20 protein-coding genes are annotated in these 21639 nt (G+C 50.1%); 5 read left to right on the top strand and 15 right to left on the bottom strand.

The features are described from left to right. Positions 1-169: 169 nt before the first annotated feature. Positions 170-616 carry a CcdC protein domain-containing protein gene (locus AC3Y23_RS08345; protein WP_379197602.1) on the bottom strand — a complete coding sequence of 149 codons (447 nt, stop codon included), beginning with the start codon at positions 614-616 and terminating at the stop codon, positions 170-172. A gap of 205 nt (positions 617-821) precedes the next feature. On the opposite strand from AC3Y23_RS08345, the gene AC3Y23_RS08340 reads away from it, so the two are divergent. Together AC3Y23_RS08340 and AC3Y23_RS08335 are read left to right on the top strand one after the other, a co-directional pair. Beyond that, positions 822-1082: a hypothetical protein gene (locus tag AC3Y23_RS08340; RefSeq protein ID WP_379198552.1), complete on the top strand. Its 261-nt coding sequence runs from the start codon at positions 822-824 to the stop codon at positions 1080-1082. Beyond that, positions 1079-1468 (top strand): pepsin/retropepsin-like aspartic protease family protein, encoded by a 390-nt coding sequence (locus tag AC3Y23_RS08335; protein WP_379197600.1) that lies wholly within the window; start codon positions 1079-1081, stop codon positions 1466-1468. The genes AC3Y23_RS08340 and AC3Y23_RS08335 overlap by 4 nt, the downstream gene beginning before the upstream one ends. Positions 1469-1736: 268 nt before the next feature. On the opposite strand, the gene AC3Y23_RS08330 is transcribed toward AC3Y23_RS08335, so the two are convergent. Then, a complete protein-coding gene (locus AC3Y23_RS08330) occupies positions 1737-2612 on the bottom strand; it encodes a glycerophosphodiester phosphodiesterase family protein (RefSeq protein ID WP_379197598.1) in 876 nt (291 codons plus the stop codon). Positions 2613-3013: 401 nt separating this feature from the next. Between AC3Y23_RS08330 and AC3Y23_RS08325 the strand changes: the two genes are divergently transcribed. Both AC3Y23_RS08325 and AC3Y23_RS08320 read left to right on the top strand, forming a co-directional pair. After that, positions 3014-5200, top strand: coding sequence for an extracellular solute-binding protein (locus AC3Y23_RS08325; protein WP_379197596.1), 2187 nt, complete (start codon positions 3014-3016; stop codon positions 5198-5200). Positions 5201-5420: 220 nt separating this feature from the next. After that, positions 5421-6152: a metallophosphoesterase family protein gene (locus AC3Y23_RS08320; protein WP_379197594.1), complete on the top strand. Its 732-nt coding sequence runs from the start codon at positions 5421-5423 to the stop codon at positions 6150-6152. Positions 6153-6356: 204 nt separating this feature from the next. On the opposite strand, the gene ftsY is transcribed toward AC3Y23_RS08320, so the two are convergent. From ftsY to AC3Y23_RS08260, 12 genes are all read right to left on the bottom strand, one after another. Continuing rightward, positions 6357-7349: a signal recognition particle-docking protein FtsY gene (gene ftsY / locus AC3Y23_RS08315; RefSeq protein WP_379197592.1), complete on the bottom strand. Its 993-nt coding sequence runs from the start codon at positions 7347-7349 to the stop codon at positions 6357-6359. A 97-nt stretch (positions 7350-7446) separates the two neighbouring features. Continuing rightward, positions 7447-11016: a chromosome segregation protein SMC gene (gene smc, locus AC3Y23_RS08310; RefSeq protein ID WP_379197590.1), complete on the bottom strand. Its 3570-nt coding sequence runs from the start codon at positions 11014-11016 to the stop codon at positions 7447-7449. Between the two features lie 200 nt (positions 11017-11216). Further along, a complete protein-coding gene (gene rnc / locus AC3Y23_RS08305; RefSeq protein ID WP_066369703.1) occupies positions 11217-11921 on the bottom strand; it encodes a ribonuclease III in 705 nt (234 codons plus the stop codon). Positions 11922-11933: 12 nt separating this feature from the next. Next, the gene (gene fabF / locus AC3Y23_RS08300; protein ID WP_379197587.1) at positions 11934-13172 is read right to left on the bottom strand and encodes a beta-ketoacyl-ACP synthase II; all 1239 of its coding nucleotides are present in this window, start codon (positions 13170-13172) and stop codon (positions 11934-11936) included. Between the two features lie 191 nt (positions 13173-13363). After that, on the bottom strand, positions 13364-13597 hold the full coding sequence (locus AC3Y23_RS08295) for an acyl carrier protein (protein WP_019911228.1): 234 nt from the start codon (positions 13595-13597) through the stop codon (positions 13364-13366). A 122-nt stretch (positions 13598-13719) separates the two neighbouring features. Continuing rightward, positions 13720-14469, bottom strand: coding sequence for a 3-oxoacyl-[acyl-carrier-protein] reductase (fabG, locus tag AC3Y23_RS08290; RefSeq protein ID WP_379197585.1), 750 nt, complete (start codon positions 14467-14469; stop codon positions 13720-13722). A gap of 61 nt (positions 14470-14530) precedes the next feature. Further along, complete coding sequence (gene fabD, locus AC3Y23_RS08285; RefSeq protein WP_379197583.1) at positions 14531-15454, bottom strand: ACP S-malonyltransferase; 924 nt, start codon at positions 15452-15454, stop codon at positions 14531-14533. A gap of 80 nt (positions 15455-15534) precedes the next feature. After that, entirely contained in the window at positions 15535-16524 is a 990-nt protein-coding gene (locus tag AC3Y23_RS08280) for a beta-ketoacyl-ACP synthase III (protein WP_379197581.1), read from the bottom strand. A gap of 8 nt (positions 16525-16532) precedes the next feature. Then, positions 16533-17522 carry a phosphate acyltransferase PlsX gene (gene plsX, locus AC3Y23_RS08275; protein ID WP_379197579.1) on the bottom strand — a complete coding sequence of 330 codons (990 nt, stop codon included), beginning with the start codon at positions 17520-17522 and terminating at the stop codon, positions 16533-16535. After that, a complete protein-coding gene (gene fapR / locus AC3Y23_RS08270; RefSeq protein WP_379197577.1) occupies positions 17506-18102 on the bottom strand; it encodes a transcription factor FapR in 597 nt (198 codons plus the stop codon). The genes plsX and fapR overlap by 17 nt, the downstream gene beginning before the upstream one ends. A gap of 263 nt (positions 18103-18365) precedes the next feature. Next, positions 18366-18539, bottom strand: a complete 174-nt coding sequence (gene rpmF / locus AC3Y23_RS08265) for a 50S ribosomal protein L32 (protein ID WP_026263995.1) — start codon at positions 18537-18539, stop codon at positions 18366-18368. 62 nt (positions 18540-18601) lie between these two features. After that, positions 18602-19114 (bottom strand): YceD family protein, encoded by a 513-nt coding sequence (locus AC3Y23_RS08260; protein WP_379197574.1) that lies wholly within the window; start codon positions 19112-19114, stop codon positions 18602-18604. Positions 19115-19274: 160 nt separating this feature from the next. On the opposite strand from AC3Y23_RS08260, the gene AC3Y23_RS08255 reads away from it, so the two are divergent. Then, entirely contained in the window at positions 19275-20516 is a 1242-nt protein-coding gene (locus AC3Y23_RS08255) for a nucleotidyltransferase (RefSeq protein ID WP_379197572.1), read from the top strand. On the opposite strand, the gene AC3Y23_RS08250 is transcribed toward AC3Y23_RS08255, so the two are convergent. Beyond that, on the bottom strand, positions 20506-21543 hold the full coding sequence (locus AC3Y23_RS08250; protein WP_379197570.1) for a SepM family pheromone-processing serine protease: 1038 nt from the start codon (positions 21541-21543) through the stop codon (positions 20506-20508). The two genes, AC3Y23_RS08255 and AC3Y23_RS08250, sit on opposite strands and share 11 nt — an antisense overlap. Positions 21544-21639 lie beyond the last annotated feature (96 nt).

The following is a 21639-nucleotide window of genomic DNA, read 5'->3' as shown; positions in this document are numbered from 1 at the left end:
GTATAACCAACAAATAAAATCCTGTAGAATTTAAAATTACGAATAAACAAGCTATACGTATCTACTTGAAAAACAAACAATAGGATTGCCACATAAAGGTCTGCTGATTATCCAAAAAACAGGGTATTGCTATCTGCATGTGTATCCTTTCTTTGCGAGCTACTTTAGATTAAACGCCTCGTTCCTGTAAACGCCGAACTTTGGTATACAGGAAGTACCTGCGAGCAGCAATGCTTCCCAAGGGAAGAAACAGTAGCGCACTGCTCAGGATGTGGAAAGTATTATGCGCATCTAGTGAACTGACGAGCTGGCGTAGCAACAAAACCACGATCAAGAGAATGCTGCTGGCCAACGATCCTTTCAACATAATTTTCCCAGACTCCGGATGAATTCGAATCCGTTCCAAATAGGCTCGGCATGCGCCAATACCACAACCGATCACTAGAAAAAGAATATATAGCAGCATACTACTCACGGTCAACGTTGTTTGGGCTATGCTGGTAAACACTACATACGCTAGAATGGCAGGTAAAAGCCATAAACGCGTGGTATTTACTTCTTTTTCCTTAAGCGATAACAGCAGGACAATTACAATTACAATCAGAATATTCATCATGTTTGTTTCCTCACTTTCTCCATGTGTTCTTCGGTGTACATTTAGTTTATCCGAATTCACTATGGATTAAGTCCACCCATAGATGGATTGAATCACTTGTTCACATCCATCGCCAGGCTTAACACACCATTCCCCACACTTACTTCATTCATCCTTGGGTAGCTATGTTATAATAAAACAGAATAATCCAAGCGAGGTGAAGCCAATGAAATGGGAAGAGATTACCGATTTACACCCAGGTCGTTTTGTACTGGTGGAAGCAATCAAGGTAAGCTCAAGCAACCGTGTGCGTCAATTAGAGGATATGGCGGTCATTCAAGACTACGATAATCCGCAAGAGGCGTGGAACGGCTATAAAGAGCTACACAAGCTCCACCCGACTCGTGAGCTATATGTATTTCATACGAGCAGAAACGATGTTGAGGTCGTAGAGGAGTTTTTCTCAGGAGTGCGGCAGCGAACATGAAGCTACAACTGCTACATGGCTTGCCCATCGTTTCTTTGACCTTAAGCCATAAAGAAAAATCCATCATTTTGCACAATGTTCTATTTGATACAGGCTGTGCGGCAACCGTCTTTGATACTGATGCATTAGCTGCAATAAGCATCCACATTGATTTTATTAATGGACGAGCCAAGCGGATGTATGGAGTAGGAGGAACAAGTGAAATTTGCTATGAACAGCATATCCCCGACCTTTGCATTGAACATATTGTTCTGACTGATTTTCCAATTCAGCTTGGTTCGATTCAAGAGCCTTATGGCTTTGATGGAATTGTTGGGATTGATTTTATGATAAGAGCGAAATGCAAAGTGGATTTTGAATCCATGGATATAGTGCTTGAAAAATAGACCAAATGATTCCGTCCGTCTATGGACAACAATCACTTGGTCTATTTTTATATACAGCGTCTTATGCTAATTGCACTGTTCCTTATTGTCTGATTCCAAATCCTGCAACGACAACCCAAAGGTCGTCATCACCTGAATATCACCATCTCGACTCACTTGAATTTCAGATAATAGCTAGCATCGACAGATCACTCACTGACGGATTGGTTGATGCTTGATATTATAAAACCCGCCACTGGTCTATCCAGGGCGGGTTACTTATTGTTATTTATAAACGTTGAAGTTCTGTCTCTTTCAGTCGTTCATTCCGGTAAGGAGATAATAGTGAAGGCCAATCCGTTTGAATAATGTCGATCTTCTTCTCGATTATTTTTCCCCAACCCAGATCAGGGCTTTGAATAATCGATGTATCATCATCCAAGCCGCCGTATAGGACAGTGTCATCATCCAGTGTAATGGCGTTGGCCCATACAAAAAGATTTTGCTCATGAAGTCTTTCTATAACGTTGTCCTGGAACAGCGGGTCGCTGTCTGTCTTCACGATCAATTCCATACCCACCAGATTAATATTGGTGTAAGACAACACGGTCTCGATCTCCTGGGCAGAGTGAATAATCGGCATAAACATATACTTTTTCTCGTAAGTATCGAAAAATTCCAGTGTTTCCTTACTCACAGGTCCTTTTAAAAGCAACTGATTCATCATGTCATATTGGTCCAGAATCTCCACCAGCTCAGGCCAGAAATCCCAGGCACGGTCGATGTTAATCAACGTATCACCTTTTAAATGAGGCAACACCTGCTCCAGACGATCCAGCTTGGTGTTCGTACGACAAAATAAACTATTGTAGTAAGATAACCCGTCAATTCGGGAAGAATCCATCGTGGTGATATTATCAGTCTCGTTCAGCAGCCGGGGCTCTCCGCCATCATGAAACAAGTAGATTGCGCCATCTGTCGATTTGGCCAAATCGATTTCGATCATATCGCCGCCCTGCTGCAGTGCGATTTTAAACGCGGGAAGCGTATTTTCAATAATATTGCCGCCGAAGCTTCCTCTATGTACGGCAATCAAAATTCCTCGTTCATTAAAGCGTTGATTAAGCAACCCATTGATCTTGCTGAATATTGCTTTTCCAAACATCTAAATGTGCCTCCTGCTCCTGAGTGTACTGGATTCAAATTCATCTTATCAAATTAATTGGAACGTGTCAATTTAGAGTGATTTGAACATACTATAGACGTCCTTTCATCTTTTTACAAATCTCTTATTGAACGTAAAATTTATTATAGTTATGATGAAGGAATATGGGCTCAGCAGAAAATCAGTGTTTTACTTAACGTCGAAACGGAGCGGAGGGGCGAAGGGATTCTGGAGAAGCGTAGCGTTCGCCTTTAAAGACCGATTTCACCCCCTCTATGCTTCATTCCAGAAATCGGGCTTTAACAGCGATCGGAAGAACCCTTCGCGCCCGTAGCGGCTGCTAGCACGTAGTAGTTCAAGCACTGATTTTATTTGAGCCAAAAAAGTAGGAGGATTGTAACATGGCTACAATCAAGGATATTGCAAAAGCAGCCGGCGTCTCGCATGGAACGGTGTCCAATGTATTGAACGGAAGAGGCAACGTCAGTGCCAAGAAGATCCGGCTGGTAGAAGAGGCTGCCCGGCAGCTTGGATATAAAATCAACTACAAGGCGCAGTCCCTGCGTTCCGGCGTAACCAAATCAATCTCCATCATCATTCCGAGCATTGAATCAGAGGAGTATGCCCAACTGTACAAGGGTCTGGATAAGACGCTGACCGAATGGGGCTATCGCACCCATCTCTACATAACCTACGATCTGCAGCTGAACGAACAAAACATACTGAAGGAAATTGCCGAAGAACGCGTTACCGGAATTATCACCATCTCTTGCCTGGACGATGCCTCTATCTATTACAATGAACTCAATATTCCGAAAGAGAATATTCTGTTTGTGAATCGGAAAATTAAGAACAGCAAGGCATTTGCTGCTTTTGACTTCGTACAGGCCGGGAAAGATGTTTCAAGCTACCTATCAGAACAAGGGTATCAATCGATCGGGATTTTTGTGGATGAACAGAAATATTCAAGCGAGCAGCAGTTCGCTGAGGCTATAGCGGAGAACATGAAGCAAGCTTCGGTCAAAATAATCGCTTCTCCCATGGGGCAGTCGTATAGCAGAGCGTTTGAATTTTGGGAAAATGGGACGCCAGACATTATTGTGACATCCAGCCTGAGCCGGGCTCAGCTCCTGAAGAACGCTCATTACTACGGTTCCGATGATTCGCAGCCGCCGATCCTATGCCTGACGCCAACCGAAGCAGCTTTTGACGACCAGTTCATCAAGTATCAGCAAAATTATCAGCTGTTCGGGCATCATATTGCCGACTCTTTAATGAAGCAAGTGAACGGACAGGAAAAAATTGCGAAGCATACGATTTTCCCGAACAACGGATTAGAGCTGGTAAATTCGCCGACAGTGAACGATCAAAGCGGGGCAAGCCTGACGATGCTAACGATCCCCAGTCCGACAACAGATGCGCTGAAGAAGCTACTCCCTCATTTCAGCAAGAAAACAGGCATTCATGTATCACTCGCCATTCACACCTATGAGGAGATTTATCAAATCCTGTCAGAAGCTTCAGGCAATTCAGGTTATGATATCGTCCGGATGGATATGGCGTGGTTATCTTGGTTCGGTAAGACGTCCTTTCATCCGCTCCACGGTCTGGACGAGGAATTCGATGAGATTATTGATGCCCTCCCGCTTCACATTAAAGACAACTATATGAATGTCGAAGGGGTCGCATACACGTTTCCTTTTGACCCCAGCGTTCAGATGCTCTTCTACCGAAAAGATTTGTTTGAAGATCAGATGATCAAGCGGATGTACTTTGAAAAATATAAAGAGCAGTTAACGGAACCCGCAGACTATGAAGCATACACTAAACTGGTGACCTTCTTCACACAGTCCTGCTTCAGTCAGTCTCCGACACCGTATGGTACAAGCGTGACGCTTGGCAGACCGGAAATTATCGCGCTTGAGTTCCTGACCCGCTATTACGCTGAGGGCGGCCGATTATTAAACAGCAATGGGATGACGCTGGACTTGCCGAAGGCTACGCAAGCGCTACACAACTTTATAGAAACGTTAAACGTAGCTCAGAAATTGGATGAAGCCTGGTGGGGAGAGTCGGTCAATAGCTTTGCCAGGGGCGAAACGGCGATGGTCATCGGCTTTATGAACCATGTCTCGCGTATAGCGCACAGTGATGTCGGCTCTTTTATCGGCTCGGCGCCTGTTCCGGGGAATGCTCCACTACTTGGTGGTGGCGTAATCGGGATTTCGAAGAACAGTAATAAGATTGACGCCGCCATTCAGTTCATGAAATGGGTCAATCAAACTGAAATTGCGGAGCAGATCAGCCTACTTGGGGGGACAACTGGCAAGACAGAGATCAATAACAATTATACAATCCGCACGCTGTACCCTTGGCTTCAGGATGCGAGCAAATGGAGCGCTCAGGGGATCAGGGAAACCAAAACTCTGGACGGCACAGGAATTAACACCAAGAAGCTGGAACTGGTAATCGGGTTATCTCTTGAAAAAATGCTGACAGGCGTGCTGAGTGTTGAGCAAACGATCGATGAGATGAATCGTCAGCTTGCTGATTTTTCGGAAAATAAAGAAAATGTGCACAGCGATTAAAAATTGTTTGACACCGAATTAATGGTTGCAACTCATGAATTAGAAAAAAGTGCAGAGCATGAGGACCCTTCCTCTTCTCCGCACTTTTTTATTATGATGAAAGCTATGTTATCGTTCGGCTGATTTGGTAGAGTATGACTATTAAGATATTTTCAATTGATACCGTACATAAGACACCGTAGAGTTTTTATTAAAGGGAATATTATGAGGAGGTTTTTCAATGGATAAAATTGCAATAATTTCGGATATTCACAGCAACCGTCTCGCGCTGGAAGCCGTGTTGGCGGATATCAAAAGCCGAGGTGTTCAACATATCGTTCAGCTTGGGGATGTAATCTACGGCCCACTTGATCCGCTTGGAACAACTGAGCTGCTAATGAGTTATCCCAATATGATACACATTATGGGCAATTGCGATCAAATTTTACTGACTGCAGCCACCGGACAACGTACGTTTGATTTTGTCAAACCACTGCTGACATCCGTGCATGAAACATGGCTAAGTACATTCCTGCCCACATGGACTTATAAGGATTTATTGTTCTGCCACGGTACACCTTATTCCAATCACCATTATCTGTTGGAGGAAGTAACAGCAACAGGAGTAAAACTTAAAGACCCAGCGAAACTTCAAAAGGAGCTTGCGGAATGCTCTAGTCGATTAATCGTATGTGGGCACAGTCATATGGGACGAAGCATGTATCTGCCAGACGGAAAGTTTATCGTCAATGCGGGCAGCGTTGGCCTCCCTGCTTATGATGACGAGTTGCCCTATCCTCATCAAATGGAATCGGGTTCCCCGCATGCTCGCTACTTACTATTGGAAGGGATGGAGAGTCACTGGACAGTGTCACATATCCAGGTGCCTTACAACTGGACTGAAGCTGTACAGCTAGCTCGATTCAATGGGCGAGAGGATTATGCAATCGCCATCGAGACGGGGTACATGTAAGTTTTACCAAAAAAACAGTGGACTACCCACTAGATCAGTCGCTGTTTTTATTTGCATCGCACAAATCTATTTTTTACTGCTTCATATGGCGATAAGTATTTCCCTTAAAAACGACCAATGGCTTCGCCCTCTGAAAACAAAGGGCGAAGCCATTGGTTAAAAATTGTTTTTCTGTAATTCTAGACGATCCTAAACACTGGCGGCTTACTCTTCCGCCTTCTCCTCCTCATCAATCATACCTGCGAACAAAGCATGTACGAACTGCTGGGAATCGAATGGTTGTAGATCTTCCATTTTCTCACCCAGTCCAACGAGCTTCACCGGAAGGTTCATCTCCTGGCGAATCGCTACAACGATACCACCTTTGGCTGTTCCGTCCAGCTTGGTCAAGACCAGACCAGTTACACCGCTTTTCTCGCCAAAGAGCTTGGCCTGAGTTAACGCGTTTTGCCCAGTTGTCGCATCCAGTACCATCAGCACCTCATGCGGTGCACTTGGGATCTCACGCTGGATGACGCGGAAGATTTTGTTCAACTCTTCCATCAGGTTGCTCTTATTCTGCAATCGGCCTGCGGTGTCGCAAATCAAGATATCCACATTACGCTGCTTCGCGGCCTGCACGGCATCGTACATAACTGCTGCCGGATCGGAACCCGCCTGCTGCTTAATCACGTCCACACCTGCACGCTGTCCCCATACTTCCAGCTGTTCAATGGCTCCCGCACGGAAGGTATCGCCTGCGGCAAGAAGAACTTTTTTACCTTGTTGTTTGTAGCGGTGCGCCAGCTTGCCGATCGTCGTCGTTTTACCAACACCGTTAACGCCGACGAAGAGAATAACGGTGATACCGTCAGGGTTCTCTTTCAGGCTGTTGTCATCGTCTCCACGCAGCAGGTCCATCAGCTTGCCTGACAGAATCGGCCGCAGCTCTGAGGCGTCTTCGATCCGCTGTTTCTTGACCTCTGCACGCAGCTCTTCTACCAGTGTCATAACCGTATTGACGCCTACGTCAGCACCGATCAGAATTTCTTCGAGCTCCTCGTAGAACTCCTCATCAATTTTTTTGCGACGGGTAATCAGATCTGCTACCTTCTCGACGAACCCTTGACGTGTCTTCTCCAGTCCGTCGCGGAATTGCTTGGTTACACTCTCCGTTTTGCTGGCGATGCTTTCTTTTAGTTTTCTAAAAAAGCTCATTGTCTTCCCCCACTCCACTCATATTGCAAAGCTTGTTCATCACTTTCTCTGTCGTGTCAGGCTACATATAGTTGCGTTCAACCGCAACTCTCCTGCATTAAGCAATCTCCGCTTCCTCATCCTCCAGCTTCACCGACACCAGCTTGGATACGCCGCCTTCTTCCATCGTGACCCCGTATAGCACATCTGCTTCCTCCATTGTGCCTTTCCGGTGGGTAACAACAATGAATTGCGTCTGCTCTGAGAACTCACGCAAATACTGGGCAAAACGTACCACATTGGCTTCATCTAGTGCGGCTTCGACCTCATCCAGTACACAGAACGGTACCGGCTTGACCTGCAGAATGGCGAAGAGTAGGGCCATTGCTGTAAGTGCACGCTCTCCACCGGAGAGCAGCTGCAAGTTCTGCAGCTTCTTCCCTGGTGGCTGAGCGACAATGTCGATTCCCGTATCCAGCATATGGTCTGGGTCCAGCAGCTGCAGATCGGCTCGGCCTCCGCCAAACAGCTTCGTGAACACAGTCCCGAACTCCTTGCGGATGGCATCAAAGGTCTGCTTGAAGCGCTTCGACATTTCCTCTTCCATCTCACGGATCACGTGATACAAGGTTGTCTTAGCTTCCACGAGGTCATCCTTCTGGCCACTCAGGAACGTGAAGCGTTCATGTACACGCTGATATTCCTCAATAGCGCCCAGGTTGACTTCACCAAGTGTAGAAATACTGCGCTTCAGACGCTGTACTTCCATCTGCGTGGCAGGGACATCTTCTGGAACCGGGTAACGCTGTTTCGCCAGTTCATAGCTCAGCTCGTAATCGTCGCTCAGTTTGCGCAGAATGTTGTCCAGTTCCACATCGAGTCTACCAACAGCTACCTCTGTAGAGCGCAGTTTGTCATCCACGACCTTCAGCGCCTGCCGCTGATCCTTAGTCTCGCCTTCTTCCAGCTCCAGCTTGCGGGTCAACGCAGACCGCTCAGCACGGGAGAAATCCAGTTTCCCGGCTGTTTCTTCCTTCTTGATCCGGTAGCTGTTCATATCTTCCTTCTGCTTGACGGCTTTAAGCTCATTGTCGGCAAGATCTTGTTCAATCGTATTCAGCAAATTCCGATTCTGACGCAGTTCTTTATCCTGTGAGCCGACATCCTGTCTCATCCGGCGGAGCTGTTCCTCCAGGGAGAAAATCTCCTGATCGAGCTTCCCTTCCGCGACCTTCATACTAGTCAGCTTGCTCTGTAGCTCTTCCTTGGCTGATTCGTTCGCTTTGCGAGCAGATTCGGCATTGCGGATGGCCTCATGAGCATCCTTCTCTTCCTTTTCCAGCCGTTCCAGCTCGGCCGTAGCCTGCTTGCGCGACTCTTCCAGGTTGCGAGCTTCAGTCTCAAAGCTGCTGCGTTGTGCGCCAGCACTTTCAACCTGTTCCAGCACATGACGCAGCTCCTGCTCCAGCTGTTTCAAGTCGCCGGAAACACGTTGTTCTTCAAGCCGCTTCTCGTCCCCGCCATGGCGCAGATCCTCCAGCTTCGTGCTAGCCTTCTCCTGCTCCTCGCGAAGACGGTCAATGCCCTGCTTCAGCTTGACAATCTGCCGTTCCGTCTCTTCAATCTCGCCGCTCAGCTGATCCAGCTGACGTTTACGGCTCAGCAAGCTATTGTTCTTCTTGTGCTGACTACCACCGGTCATCGAACCGCCGGCATTAACAACATCGCCTTCAAGGGTTACGACCCGGTAGCGATACTGACATTTCGCCGCAATCCGGTTGGCTTGCTCCAGACTTTCGGCAATGACCACATTGCCAAGCAAACTGCCCACGATGTTGGCATATTGGTCATCGAAGCCGACAAGTTCGGAACCGATCCCGACAAAGCCCTCTGCACCTTCCACCAGGCTACGGTCACTACCCGTAATCTGCCGTGGACGGATAACATCGAGTGGCAAGAACGTTGCCCGACCAAGCTGGCGCTGCTTCAGAAAAGCAATCGCTTGACGGGATACCGCCTCATTCTCCATCACGACATGCTGTAAAGACGCTCCCATGGCGGTCTCTACTGCCAGCTCTAAATTCTCAGGTACCGAGATCAGCTCGGCAACGGCACCGTGCACCCCGCTCAGTTGGCCTTTACGGGCACCCCTGAGCACTTCTTTGACCCCAAGCATGAAGCCATCGAAGTCATCCTGCATTTCCTTCATGGTCTCATGACGAGAGACCTGAGCTTCTCGCTTCTGTTCCCACTTGCGTAAGCCCGCTCCGGTCTCTTCGATCAACTTCTGCCGCTTGCTGAGCTGCTCGCTCTCGGAAATATAGGCATTGCGCAGCTCGCCAAGCTCCTTGCCGAGAAGAGCAATCTTATCCTTGAGCCCCTTCTGGGCAGAAATCAACTCTTCATGGCGAACATTCCACTTGTCGCCTTCTTCCTCGCTGCGACTCATCCGCCGTTCCAGGTTCTCCTTCTGCTGATCCGCATAACGGATTTCATTGCGGGCCTGGGCCATAAGGTTCATCAGCTCCAGCAAGGCGCTTTTGAGCTTCTCTTCCTTACTTTGGCTGATACCGTCCGCAACGCCTTCCAGCTTCGCTTCTTCATCACTCAGTTGGCCCCGCAGCTCAGCCAGCGCCAGCCTGGACTGCTCCAGCTTCTGCTCCAAGGCAGCCAGCTCACGCTGACGATCCGCTGAACGCTCACCTACAGAACCGAGCGTAAGCAGTAACTGTTCACGGTTGCTTTCCAGGTTCCGGTGACGTTCTTTAAGCACCTCGCCCAAGCCTTCGCTTTTCTCATAGGCTTCACTGTAGCGCAGTAACTGCTCCTGCTGCTCCTCAACCTGTGCCTCAAGCGCTCGCAGGGCGGATCGACCGCTCTCAAGCTTCGCATCATGAGCAGAGACTACTGTCGCCAGCTCTAACTGCTCGTCACGCAGCTTTTCAAGCTTCGCATTGCCTTCCTGCCAGGACGTATGAATGCCTTCAATCTGATGCACATAGACCGAGATTTCCAGCTGTTTCAACTGCTCACGCAGTTCCTTGTAGCGGATCGCCTTCTCGGATTGCTCCTTCAGCGGACCCACCTGATCCTCCAGCTCACTAAGCAGGTCATGGATACGGAGCAGGTTCTGCTCAGTCTCATCCAGCTTGCGGCCAGCATCCTTCTTGCGCGATTTGTATTTGACAATACCTGAGGCTTCTTCGAAGATTCCTCGCCGATCCTCGGAACGGGTACTGAGAATCTCCTCAATCCGGCCTTGTCCAATAATGGAGTATGCTTCCCGTCCGATCCCTGTGTCCATGAACAATTCCGTGATGTCCTTCAGGCGGCAGGACTGCTTATTGATCAAATATTCACTTTCTCCGCTGCGGTGAACACGCCGGGTTACTGTGACCTCGCTGAAATCAAGCGGCAGCGTATGGTCTTCATTGTCCAGCGTCAGCGAGACTTCACCGTAATTCACTGCTTTGCGTGCATCGCTTCCGGCAAAAATGATATCTTCCATCTTGCCACCGCGCAGCGATTTGGCGCTTTGTTCACCAAGCACCCAGCGGATGCCGTCGGAGATGTTACTTTTGCCGCTGCCGTTAGGCCCAACTACAGCCGTAATCCCGCGTACAAACTCCATTTCCGTCTTGTCGGCAAATGATTTAAAGCCCGCTAATTCAATCCGTTTCAAAAACATGACTCGCCAATCACCTCTGACCCATTATACCATAGCGTTCAGCACCCTAAAACAATCTCACCTGTGCCTGTGTTTCTTTAGTTTCTTATATTTCAAAAAAAAGAGCAGCAACGGTCTGACCTCCGCCTATACGCCGGCATTCAGACCATTGCTGCTCTCTCCCATCGGCCACCACTTTCGAAGTGGTAGCAGGTGCATTATCAGGCACCGTCTTCCTTGAGACGCAACAGCGCCGCTGCTGCTGCTTGCTGCTCCGCTTCTTTCTTGGAGCGTCCGCTTCCCCGGCCAAGTGAACGGCTGGCCATGTATACCTCGGAGACAAATTCGCGCTCATGCGCAGGTCCCCGTTCTTCAATGATCCGATATTCCAGCGTACCCATGTTGTGATGCTGAATCAGTTCCTGCAGTTCCGTCTTGAAATCGCTAATCTGCATCTGAAGCTTGCCGTCCGTTTCCACAAGAGGGAAGACATGGTTATCCAGGAAGGAGCGTGCTGCCTCCAACCCCTGATCCAGGTAAAGCGCTCCCACGAAAGATTCGAACACATCTGCAAGCAGGGCAGGGCGAGTACGTCCACCCGTAAGTTCTTCCCCTTTTCCCAGGAGCACATACCGTCCAAAGCCCAGACTTTCAGCGAACTTGACCAATGATGGCTCGCAGACAATTGCGGCCCGCAGCTTGGTCAGTTCTCCTTCTGGCCTGTCCGGCAGCAGATTATACAGATACTCGGAGACTGTCAGCTCCAGGACAGCGTCGCCCAGAAATTCCAGACGTTCATTGTCCTGATGCTGATTAAATCGGTGTTCATTCACGTATGACGCATGGGTAAAGGCCTGCTTCAGAAGCACAGAATCGTGAAATTGGATTTGAAGTTGATGCTGTAACTGCTTCAGGTCTCCTTTCACCGCACTGTCCCCTTACTGATTGAATTTTTTCAAAATAACGGTTGCGTTATGTCCACCGAATCCGAATGAATTCGACATTACAATGTTCAAGTCCGCTTTGCGCGGAACATTCGGTACATAATCAAGATCGCATTCCGGGTCTTGATTGTCCAGGTTGATGGTTGGTGCAATCATACCGTTCTGCAGAGAAAGCCCACAGATGATTGCTTCCACCCCGCCAGCTGCGCCGAGCAGGTGACCTGTCATCGACTTAGTGGAACTGATGGCTACCTTGTAAGCATGATCTCCAAGTGCCTTCTTAACAGCTTCAGTCTCCGACTTGTCCCCAACCGGAGTCGATGTACCATGAGCATTGATGTAATCAATCTCCTCTGGCTTAATGCCAGCATCGCGGATGGCCATCTTCATGCAGCGTGCCGCTCCGTCTGGATCTGGCTCTGTCATGTGATGCGCGTCACCACTGAGACCGTAACCAATGACTTCCGCGTAAATCTTCGCGCCGCGCTTTTGTGCATGCTCCAGCGATTCAAGAATCAGGATTCCTGCGCCCTCACCCATGACAAACCCGTCACGGTCAGTGTCAAACGGACGGCTTGCCTTCTCTGGCTCGTCGTTGCGTGTCGACATCGCTCTCATTGCACAGAAACCGGCCATACCTGTCGGGCGAATAGTCGCTTCTGCACCGCCACAAATCATAGCATCCGCATCCCCGCGTTGGATCAACCGTAGAGATTCCCCAATAGAATGGCTACCCGTTGCACAAGCAGTTACTGTTGTTGTGTTCGGGCCCTTAGCGCCGAGGTTGATAGATACTTGTCCAGATCCCATGTTGGCGATCATCATCGGGATGAAGAACGGGCTGACACGTTTAGGTCCCTTCTCAAGCAGAAGGTTATGTTGATCTTCCCATGTACCAAGTCCGCCAATCCCTGAACCGACAGCTACGCCAATCCGCTCAGCGTCGATATCTTCGCCAATCTTCAGGCCACTATCCTTCAGTGCCTCTTCGCCGGCTGCTACTGCAAACTGTACAAACCGGTCCATCTTGCGGGCTTCTTTGCGGCCAAAGCGCTCTTCCGGATCAAAATCTTTAATAGAAGCTGCAATTCTCGTTGGGTATTCACTAACATCAAATGCTTCCACCAAGGACACTCCGGATTTGCCATTCATAAGACTGTCCCAGAAGGTATCCAGATCCTTGCCCAATGACGTCACTACGCCCATTCCGGTAATAACCACTCTATGACTCAAACGCAATCACCTCATCTGTTAACTGTAAAATCAAACTTATATAAACTGCAATTTCCGCAGCAGAATAACGCATCTGCGGTTCAGTAATTATCTTCATAAGCGGCGCTCATAAGCACCTGCAAAGCCCATTAAGATGCAAAAATGAGGAGAAGTCCCGCCTTAGCAGGATCGGGACTCTCAATCATATGACTCTAGGTATGAGATTGTATGTACTTCACAACTTCACCCACGGTCGTAATCTTCTCTGCATCTTCATCAGAGATTTCCATATCGAATTCATCTTCCAATTCCATAACCAATTCTACTACATCAAGAGAATCAGCACCTAAATCATCTTTGAAAGACGCTTCTAATGTTACCTCAGCTTCATCGGCACCTAAGCGGTCGATGACAATGCGCTTTACACGCTCCAATACATCGGACATCCGGTTCACCTCCTCTTTTGGTATTATACGAGATATGAAGTCAAAATGCCATAGACGGTTATAAACGCTTTCCGGCTTCCTCAAATCCCTTGTCCAGCAAGGCTTTGGACCCATTTCGGGGCTTACATGTACATACCGCCATCCACATGAAGTGTCTGACCTGTCATGTAAGCAGCCCCTTCGGAAGCCAGGAATACTGTCGCATTAGCGATGTCTTCCGGCCGTCCCAGGCGAGCCAGCGGAATACCTTCCACCAGTCCGCTGCGGACTTCCTCGGACAGCTCACGGGTCATATCGGTATCAATGAAGCCCGGTGCGATACAGTTCACGGTAATTCCCCGTGAGGACAGTTCACGCGCCGCAGACTTCGTCAGGCCGATAATGCCTGCTTTGGCTGCCGAGTAATTGCTTTGACCAGGATTCCCTGTCACACCCACAACCGAGGAGATGTTAATGATCCGTCCGTAACGTTGTTTCATCATCGGACGTGTAGCTGCCTTCAGACAGTTGAACACGCCTTTGAGATTCGTTTCGATGACCTGATCGAACTCTTCCTCTTTCATGCGCATAATCAGATTATCCCGGGTAATGCCAGCGTTATTGACAAGAATGTCAATCCGCCCCCAGGTGTCCAGCACCTCTTTCACGAGCTGGTCTGCCTGCTGAGCATTGCCGACATTGCCCCGAAGAGCTATGCCCTCCGAGCCCAGCTCGACAATCCGCGCCACAGTCTCCTGTGCCGCTTCTTCACTGCCGGCGAAGTTGACGGCCACCTTCACGCCTTGCTCCGCCAGCGCCAGCGCAATGCTGCGACCAATGCCGCGCGAAGCGCCGGTAACGAGGGCTGTCTGGCCCCGTAATGCTGAGAACATAGTTTTATCCCCTTTCATTAGATATGCTTCCTGCTATTATCACACCTAATCAGCGAGCAGCTTACCAGGATGTTTGCGCACTCTCCAGGCTATTGATGTTGACGAGCTTAACGCTCTTGTCAATTTTACGGATCAAGCCTGTCAGTACGCTGCCGGAACCAATCTCTACAAAAGTGTCTACACCTTCGCTAATCATCCACTCTACACTATCATGCCACAATACTGGTGAATACACCTGACGAACCAGCAATTCACGAATTTCTTCAGGATCACTGACCGGTGATGCTGTGACATTGACAACGACAGGGACGGATGGCGTATTGAACGTAATATTCTTCAGTTCGTCGGCCAGACGATCCGCCGCTTCTTTCATTAAAGAAGAATGGAACGGTCCGCTGACTTCGAGTGGAATGGCCCGCTTACCGCCGGCTTCCTTGACGCGTTGCACAACGCTCTCTACGCCGGCTTGAGAGCCAGATACAACGATCTGTCCCGGGCAATTCACATTTGCCAGTTCTACCAGACCACTTTCTTCAGAAATACTGCGGCACAGTTCTGCCAGCGCTTCACGCTCCGCACCAAGCACCGCGGCCATAGCCCCTTGTCCACCTGGTACAGCTTCTTCCATGAAGCGACCGCGCAGGCGCACAAGTCTAACGGCATCCTCGTAGGACAGAACACCTGCCGCTACAAGCGCGCTATATTCCCCAAGACTGTGACCAGCCACATAATCCGGCTTCACACCAAGTCCGCGTAGCGCCTCAAGATACGCCACACTCGCTGTCAGCAGCGCAGGTTGAGTGTTCACTGTCTGCTTCAAATCACTGTCCGGGCCTTCGAATACCAGCGTGCTCAGTGGAAATCCGAGTACCTCGTCCCCCTTGTCGAATACTGCACGACTATCCGAGATTGCCTCATACACATCTTTACCCATGCCAACTGCCTGCGCACCTTGCCCGGGAAAGACAAATGCAATTTTACCCATAATGTTGATCCCCTTCCCGTAAAAGGTAGCAGCCAAACTCCGCGCGGTCTACCCTTTATCTTCTTCAGTTCAACGTTATATTACCATACCAGAACGGATGCGCCCCATGTGAGGCCTCCGCCGAAGCCGACCATAAGTACTTTGTCGCCTTCCTTCATCCGGCCTTCTTCCGCCGCTTCAACCAGTGCAAGCGGGATGGAAGCTGCCGATGTATTGGCATATCTATCTACATTGATTACACATTTCTCTGGTGGCAAGTCCAACCGCTGCATGGCCGACTGAATGATACGGATATTCGCCTGATGCGGCACGAACAGATCCACATCTTCTTTGCTCAGACCAGCTTTGGTAAGCACGCGTTCTGTAGCCGTCCCCATGATGCGGACCGCGAACTTGAACACTTCACGACCATTCATGTAGATGTAGTGCTTCTTGTCCTCCACAGTGCTATGCGAAGCTGGGAGACGGGACCCGCCCGCTTCTTGTTTGAGAAGATCGCCGCCGGAACCTTCAGCACCGAGATCAAAGGACTGGAAGCCGCGACCTTCCGGCACCTCACCGATAATTACCGCACCCGCACCGTCACCGAACAGCACGCAAGTGTTGCGATCAGTATAATCCGTAATACGAGAAAGCGTGTCGGCGCCAATAATCAACGCGTTGTTGTACATTCCGTTCTGAATAAAGCCCACAGCTGTTGCCAGACTGTATACGAAGCCTGAACAAGCAGCGGACAAATCGAAGGCTGCAGCACCTTTCGCTCCAAGCTTATCCTGCAGAATGCAGGCTGTCGAAGGAAATGAACTGTCTGGCGTAATCGTTGCTACGATAATCAGATCCAGATCTTCCGCCTTCATCCCAGCGGATTCCAGCGCTTTCAGCGAAGCTTCATACGCCAGATCAGAGGTTGCTTCATGTGGAGCTGCAATATGGCGTTCCCGAATACCTGTCCGGCTCACAATCCATTCATCATTGGTGTCCACGATCTTTTCCAGGTCACTGTTGGTCAGGATCTTCTCGGGCACATACTTTCCTGTTCCAATAATCCCAACTGGCCGCAAATTCTTCATCTAGTCACTCACTTCCCGCTAATTTCCTTGGATATGCTTGGCACAAGATCAGCCTGAAGTGCAATGCGCGCCTGACGGACCGCATTCTTGACCGCATTGCCGTCGGATGAACCATGGCCTTTGACGACCAGTCCACTAAGACCGAGCAGCGGCGCACCGCCGTGTTCCTTGTAATCCATCTTGCCTTTGAGACTCCGCAGTTCAGGCATCAGCATCGCTGCACCGAGCTTGGTCTTAAGCGATTTGCTGAATTGCTCCTTCAAAAGTGAGAAGATCGCCCCTGCTGTCCCTTCCAGCGATTTCAGCAATATATTGCCAGCAAAGCCGTCACAGACGAGCACGTCGCAGTTGCCTGTCAGTACATCACGTGCTTCAACGTTCCCCATAAAATGAATACCTGGCACATTCTCCAGCAGCGGATAGGCTTCCTTCGTCAGTTCATTGCCCTTCCCTGGCTCTGTACCTACGTTAAGTAACCCGACTCGCGGCTTGGCAATTCCATGCACCTTGTTGCGGTAGATGCTGCCCATCAGGGCGTACTGTGCCAAATGCTGAGGCTTGGCATCCATATTGGCGCCAAGATCCAGAGCAAGCACACCGACATCGTCCAGCGTTGGTATCATCGGTGCCAGTGCAGGACGCTCGATGCCTTCCATCCGACCTACAACCAGTAACCCGGTAGTCATAAGAGCCCCCGTATTACCGGACGAGATCATGGCGTCGGCTTCTCCTTCGCGCACCATACGTCCGGCAACGACCATCGAGGAGTCCTTTTTGCGTCGTACCGCTCTTACAGGTTCTTCATCTGCCTCAATAACCTCTCCTGCATGACGCACCGTCACGTTAGACGGCATATTCTTCAGCAGTGGTAACAGTCTGGCCTCATCTCCGACGAGCACCAGCTGTGTATCCTGCCACTCCGCGGCCGCGGACAATGCACCCTCTACGTTACATTCAGGAGCATTGTCCCCGCCCATGGCATCAATGGCGATCCGCACTGCGGTTTCCCCCTTCGCTGTTTTCTTCAACTGCAGACCGATACACGATAAAATGGCCCTGAAACACCATTTCCTCACCAACATATGTGAATACATCCACTTCAGCCTTACCGCCACGCCCGGCGAGCGAACGCACCTGAGCTTTGGCAATACATTTCTCACCCAGATGAATCATACGCAAGAAACGAATATCAGCTGAAGCCGTCAGGGCAATCTCATCGTTGATCACGGCTACTGCAAGCGAATTGGCTTGGGCGAATACGTAATGTCCGCGTGCAATGCCATTTCTGGAGAAGACATGATCCTCACGAATCTCAAATATGGAAATGCCGCTCCTGTCGAGCTGCAAGTCTACTATATCCCCGACCACTTCATCCGCAGGCAGTGAGCGCACCTGATCATAGGAATGCTCAGCCATCTGCTTCATACGCTCACGCAGCTCCGGAATTCCTAGCTCCATTCGATCCAGACGAACCGTCTGGATACTTACCTTCAACTGCCGGGTCAATTCCCGATCAGTCATGAAAGGATTGCTTCCGATAATCTGAAGCATATGCTGCTGACGATCCTTTTTAGACATCCGCTCGATGGCGACTCACCTCCTGGCACGTGCTGAAGACAAAAGCATCCGGCCACACAATGACCGCTGTCCATATGGATATAAAATCTTATAAGTTCATTTTAGAACCAGGTACTAATATGTAGTATAAAGCATGCCGCCGGAAAAATAAAGCATTGACTTCCAGAGCGGCTTCTCATCTGTATCTATACTATGTAACTTGAGGTTAAAAGAAACGCCCTCCTCTTATAATAAAAGGAGAGCGCTCGTCATCTCGCCAAAAACTATTGCTTGATGATTTCTCTTGCTTTGTACGTTCCGCACACTTTGCATACGTGGTGAGCAAGCTTCAATTCTCCGCATTGTTCACATTTAACCATGCCCGGCACAGCCAATTTAAAGTGAGTGCGACGTTTGTCACGGCGTGTCTTGGACGTTCTACGTTGAGGTACTGCCATGTGATTCCACCTCCTAATTTGTTTTAACCCGCGAAGCGCGGAAGACAGGTTCATTCAATGTATCATTTGAAAAAGTCTTTCAACCCAGCAAGTCGAGGATCGACTACTGTGTTGTCGCAACTGCAGGTGCCTTCGTTCAAATTTTGTCCGCAAGTCTGACAAAGACCAAGACAGTCTGCCTTGCACAATGCCGAATCCGGCAAGTGCAGTACGAAAGTTTCTTCCAGGTACGGAACAAGATCCACAATCTCGTCCTTAACGTAGATGAGTTCATCATCTTCGTCTTCCTCCGGAAGATCTGGCTGCTTCAGCCACTTGAAAGTCTCGGCAAAAGGAATCTTCAAATGACTATGAGCCTCATTGAGACAGCGGCCACATAACATGTCCACATCTCCACTCAGCGTACCCACCACGTTCACCTGATCGGTACCCGCGGGCAGCGCATTAAGGTTAACTGAGAGGGGGCTAATGTCCAGAATATCCTTACGCCCTCTGACTACCTCGCTTACATCCATAGTTTCATGGATCTGCAAGGGTTCGTCGGCATTCGCAATTTTGCGAAAGTGAATCTTCATCAGTATCACTCCAAACAAACAAAAATTATTATACCTAGCATTGGTTAGCTTTGTCAACCATTTTCCCTTTATATTGTTTCAGAAAAGACGGAGAATTATGATATAACTATTGGCAGGAGCCAAAAGCCGACTATTATAACAATACAGGAGTGAGGTACCGGTGACAACGGTAGGTATTATTGCAGAATACAATCCTTTACATAACGGGCATGTTCATCATTACAGAGAGGCGAAAAAACTCTCCGGGGCCGAGCACACTATCGTAGTGATGAGCGGCCCCTTCACCCAGCGCGGCGAGCCGGCGGCGGTGAGCAAGCAAGCCCGGACAGAGATGGCGCTCCATATGGGCGCCGATCTCGTGATTGAGCTGCCGGTGGCCTATGCCGTTCAACCGGCAGAATGGTTCGCCTACGGGGCCGTGGCCCTGCTGGAAGCGACCGGGGTCGTGGACAGCCTGTGCTTCGGGTCCGAAGCAGGCACTTTGGGCTCGCTGCTGCCCCTCGCGGCATACCTTGCCGAAGAGAGCAGCGAGCTTCAGAGCGAAATCCGCCGCCGCATGGCGCTCGGAGAGAGCTTCCCCGCCGCCTACAGCGCAGCGGCGGCGGCCGCCTGGGAAGGGTTTCTCCTGGGAGAGGAGAAACCGGAAACCGGCGCGGCTGAGCTTCTGCGCCAGCCGAACAACAGCCTCGGCTTGCATTACCTCATCGCCCTCCGGCGGCTAAAGAGCAAGATCACTCCGCTTACTGTGCCGCGGACCGGCGCAGGCTTCCATGATCCGCTAGAGCCTGGCTCCTCGATCGCCAGCGCCACGGCTATCCGCCGGCTGCTGCAGGAAGGTGGTTCTCCGGCGCCATATATGCCGGAATACAGCCTGTCCATCCTGGAGCGCGAAGTCGCGGCTGGCCGCGGCCCACTGGACTGGGAGAGCTTCCGCAGCCCTCTGCTCCATCTGCTCTCCACCCGCACCGCAGACGAGCTGCGGGCCTTCCATGACATGAATGAAGGGCTGGAGAACAGACTGCTGCGCGTCATGCCTGAGCTGGAGCAGTTCCGGGTAGAGGACCTGCTTCAAGCGGTGAAGAGCAAACGCTACACCCGTACTCGCCTTCAGCGCCTACTACTCCATCTTTTGCTGGGGCATAGCAAGGAGGAATTGGCCTCTACCGTATTGGCTGAGGGTCCCGGCTACATCCGTGTGCTCGGATTTCGGGAAAGCGGTCGGCCCCTGCTCAAAAAAATGAAGCAAAGCGCCTCCCTGCCCGTCGTCCTGCGACCTGCGCTTTGCCCTCATCCTCAGCTTACCCGTGATATTCAGGCCGCTACTGCATATGCTGGTGCCTTCAGGCAGCCACTGCGTGCGGACCTATACCGCGATTATCTGGAGCCTCCGGTCAGGGTTTGACCGGAAGCTTTTTCATATAGTCCAGTGCTTCTGTGAGCGTAGATACGGGTACCAGCTTCATGGCTGTGCTGATCTTGTCTGCTTTCTCCTTAGCCTCATCGTAATTCTTAACAGGCACGAAGAAAAACTCCGCTCCAGCCCGGTCGGCAGCTACAATTTTGTGTTTCACCCCGCCGATTGGTCCTACCGTGCCATCTGCATCGATGGTGCCAGTTCCGGCTACCCGGTGGCCTTTGGTAAGATCACCAGGCGTCAAACGGTTGTAGATTTCCATAGTAAACATCAGACCTGCCGAAGGACCGCCAACATCAGTGTTTACAAAGCTTACGCTTTTGCCAGGGTCCTTGGGCTCCACCCTCTGAACCGCACCAATGACCACACCAAGGCCTGGACGTCCAGCCGCCGCGTCTTTATCTTTGACCTCCACAAGCGTAACTTCTTCCTCCAGCTTCTTGTCCCCACGCTGCAATGTAACTTTCACCTTATCGCCAATACTCCGCTTAGATAGCAGGGTAGAAAGGGCCGCCGGATCGGTTACCGCATGGTCATCCACATTCAATATCTTGTCTCCCGGCTGGAACTGGCTCTTATTGTCCTGGTTAGGAACAGAGAACACGTAGAGATAGTCCGTAATGTCTTTATACGGAATGCCTGCTGCATGATACGCCGCCTGCACTGCCAAGGACTGAGAGCTGTTCATATAGTAGACCTGCTCGGCTGCATATTCCGCTTCCGTCTTATCTCCAAGCCGCGTATCCTTGCGGGCAATCTCTGCATTGCTGTTGAACATGTTGGCCACGAGCAACGCCACATTGGCATAACTGGCCGAAACCGTCGTCATCATGAAGGTTCCTTGTTCGGCGGGATCACCATTCTCCACCTTAATCATCGGAGCGACCTCCGAAGCGCTGCCCGGCTGGTACATGATGTATGGCGTACTCATAAATACAAATACATAAACGACCACAATAAACGTGCAAAGGTAGACTATAGAGCGAAGTCCTGCCCGGCGCTTCAGTTGTTTCACGGTTGTTCCCTTCTTTCCCCTGACTATAGCCTAAAACATATAAATCCTTATATTTTCAAAAAAACACCGCCACCAGCCTTTGGCATGACGGTTGTC

Source organism: Paenibacillus sp. MAHUQ-45 (genome assembly GCF_058133325.1).
Note: the sequence above shows the minus strand (reverse complement) of the source record. Positions and strands in the feature narration are given on the sequence as shown.

Coding starts and splice junctions, on each gene's coding strand:
- AC3Y23_RS08345 (WP_379197602.1), bottom strand. CDS start 616: ATGATGAATATTCTGATTGTAATTGTAATTGTCCTGCTGTTATCGCTT.
- AC3Y23_RS08340 (WP_379198552.1), top strand. CDS start 822: ATGAAATGGGAAGAGATTACCGATTTACACCCAGGTCGTTTTGTACTG.
- AC3Y23_RS08335 (WP_379197600.1), top strand. CDS start 1,079: ATGAAGCTACAACTGCTACATGGCTTGCCCATCGTTTCTTTGACCTTA.
- AC3Y23_RS08330 (WP_379197598.1), bottom strand. CDS start 2,612: ATGTTTGGAAAAGCAATATTCAGCAAGATCAATGGGTTGCTTAATCAA.
- AC3Y23_RS08325 (WP_379197596.1), top strand. CDS start 3,014: ATGGCTACAATCAAGGATATTGCAAAAGCAGCCGGCGTCTCGCATGGA.
- AC3Y23_RS08320 (WP_379197594.1), top strand. CDS start 5,421: ATGGATAAAATTGCAATAATTTCGGATATTCACAGCAACCGTCTCGCG.
- ftsY (WP_379197592.1), bottom strand. CDS start 7,349: ATGAGCTTTTTTAGAAAACTAAAAGAAAGCATCGCCAGCAAAACGGAG.
- smc (WP_379197590.1), bottom strand. CDS start 11,016: ATGTTTTTGAAACGGATTGAATTAGCGGGCTTTAAATCATTTGCCGAC.
- AC3Y23_RS08295 (WP_019911228.1), bottom strand. CDS start 13,597: ATGTCCGATGTATTGGAGCGTGTAAAGCGCATTGTCATCGACCGCTTA.
- fabG (WP_379197585.1), bottom strand. CDS start 14,469: ATGTTCTCAGCATTACGGGGCCAGACAGCCCTCGTTACCGGCGCTTCG.
- fabD (WP_379197583.1), bottom strand. CDS start 15,454: ATGGGTAAAATTGCATTTGTCTTTCCCGGGCAAGGTGCGCAGGCAGTT.
- AC3Y23_RS08280 (WP_379197581.1), bottom strand. CDS start 16,524: ATGAAGAATTTGCGGCCAGTTGGGATTATTGGAACAGGAAAGTATGTG.
- fapR (WP_379197577.1), bottom strand. CDS start 18,102: ATGTCTAAAAAGGATCGTCAGCAGCATATGCTTCAGATTATCGGAAGC.
- rpmF (WP_026263995.1), bottom strand. CDS start 18,539: ATGGCAGTACCTCAACGTAGAACGTCCAAGACACGCCGTGACAAACGT.
- AC3Y23_RS08260 (WP_379197574.1), bottom strand. CDS start 19,114: ATGAAGATTCACTTTCGCAAAATTGCGAATGCCGACGAACCCTTGCAG.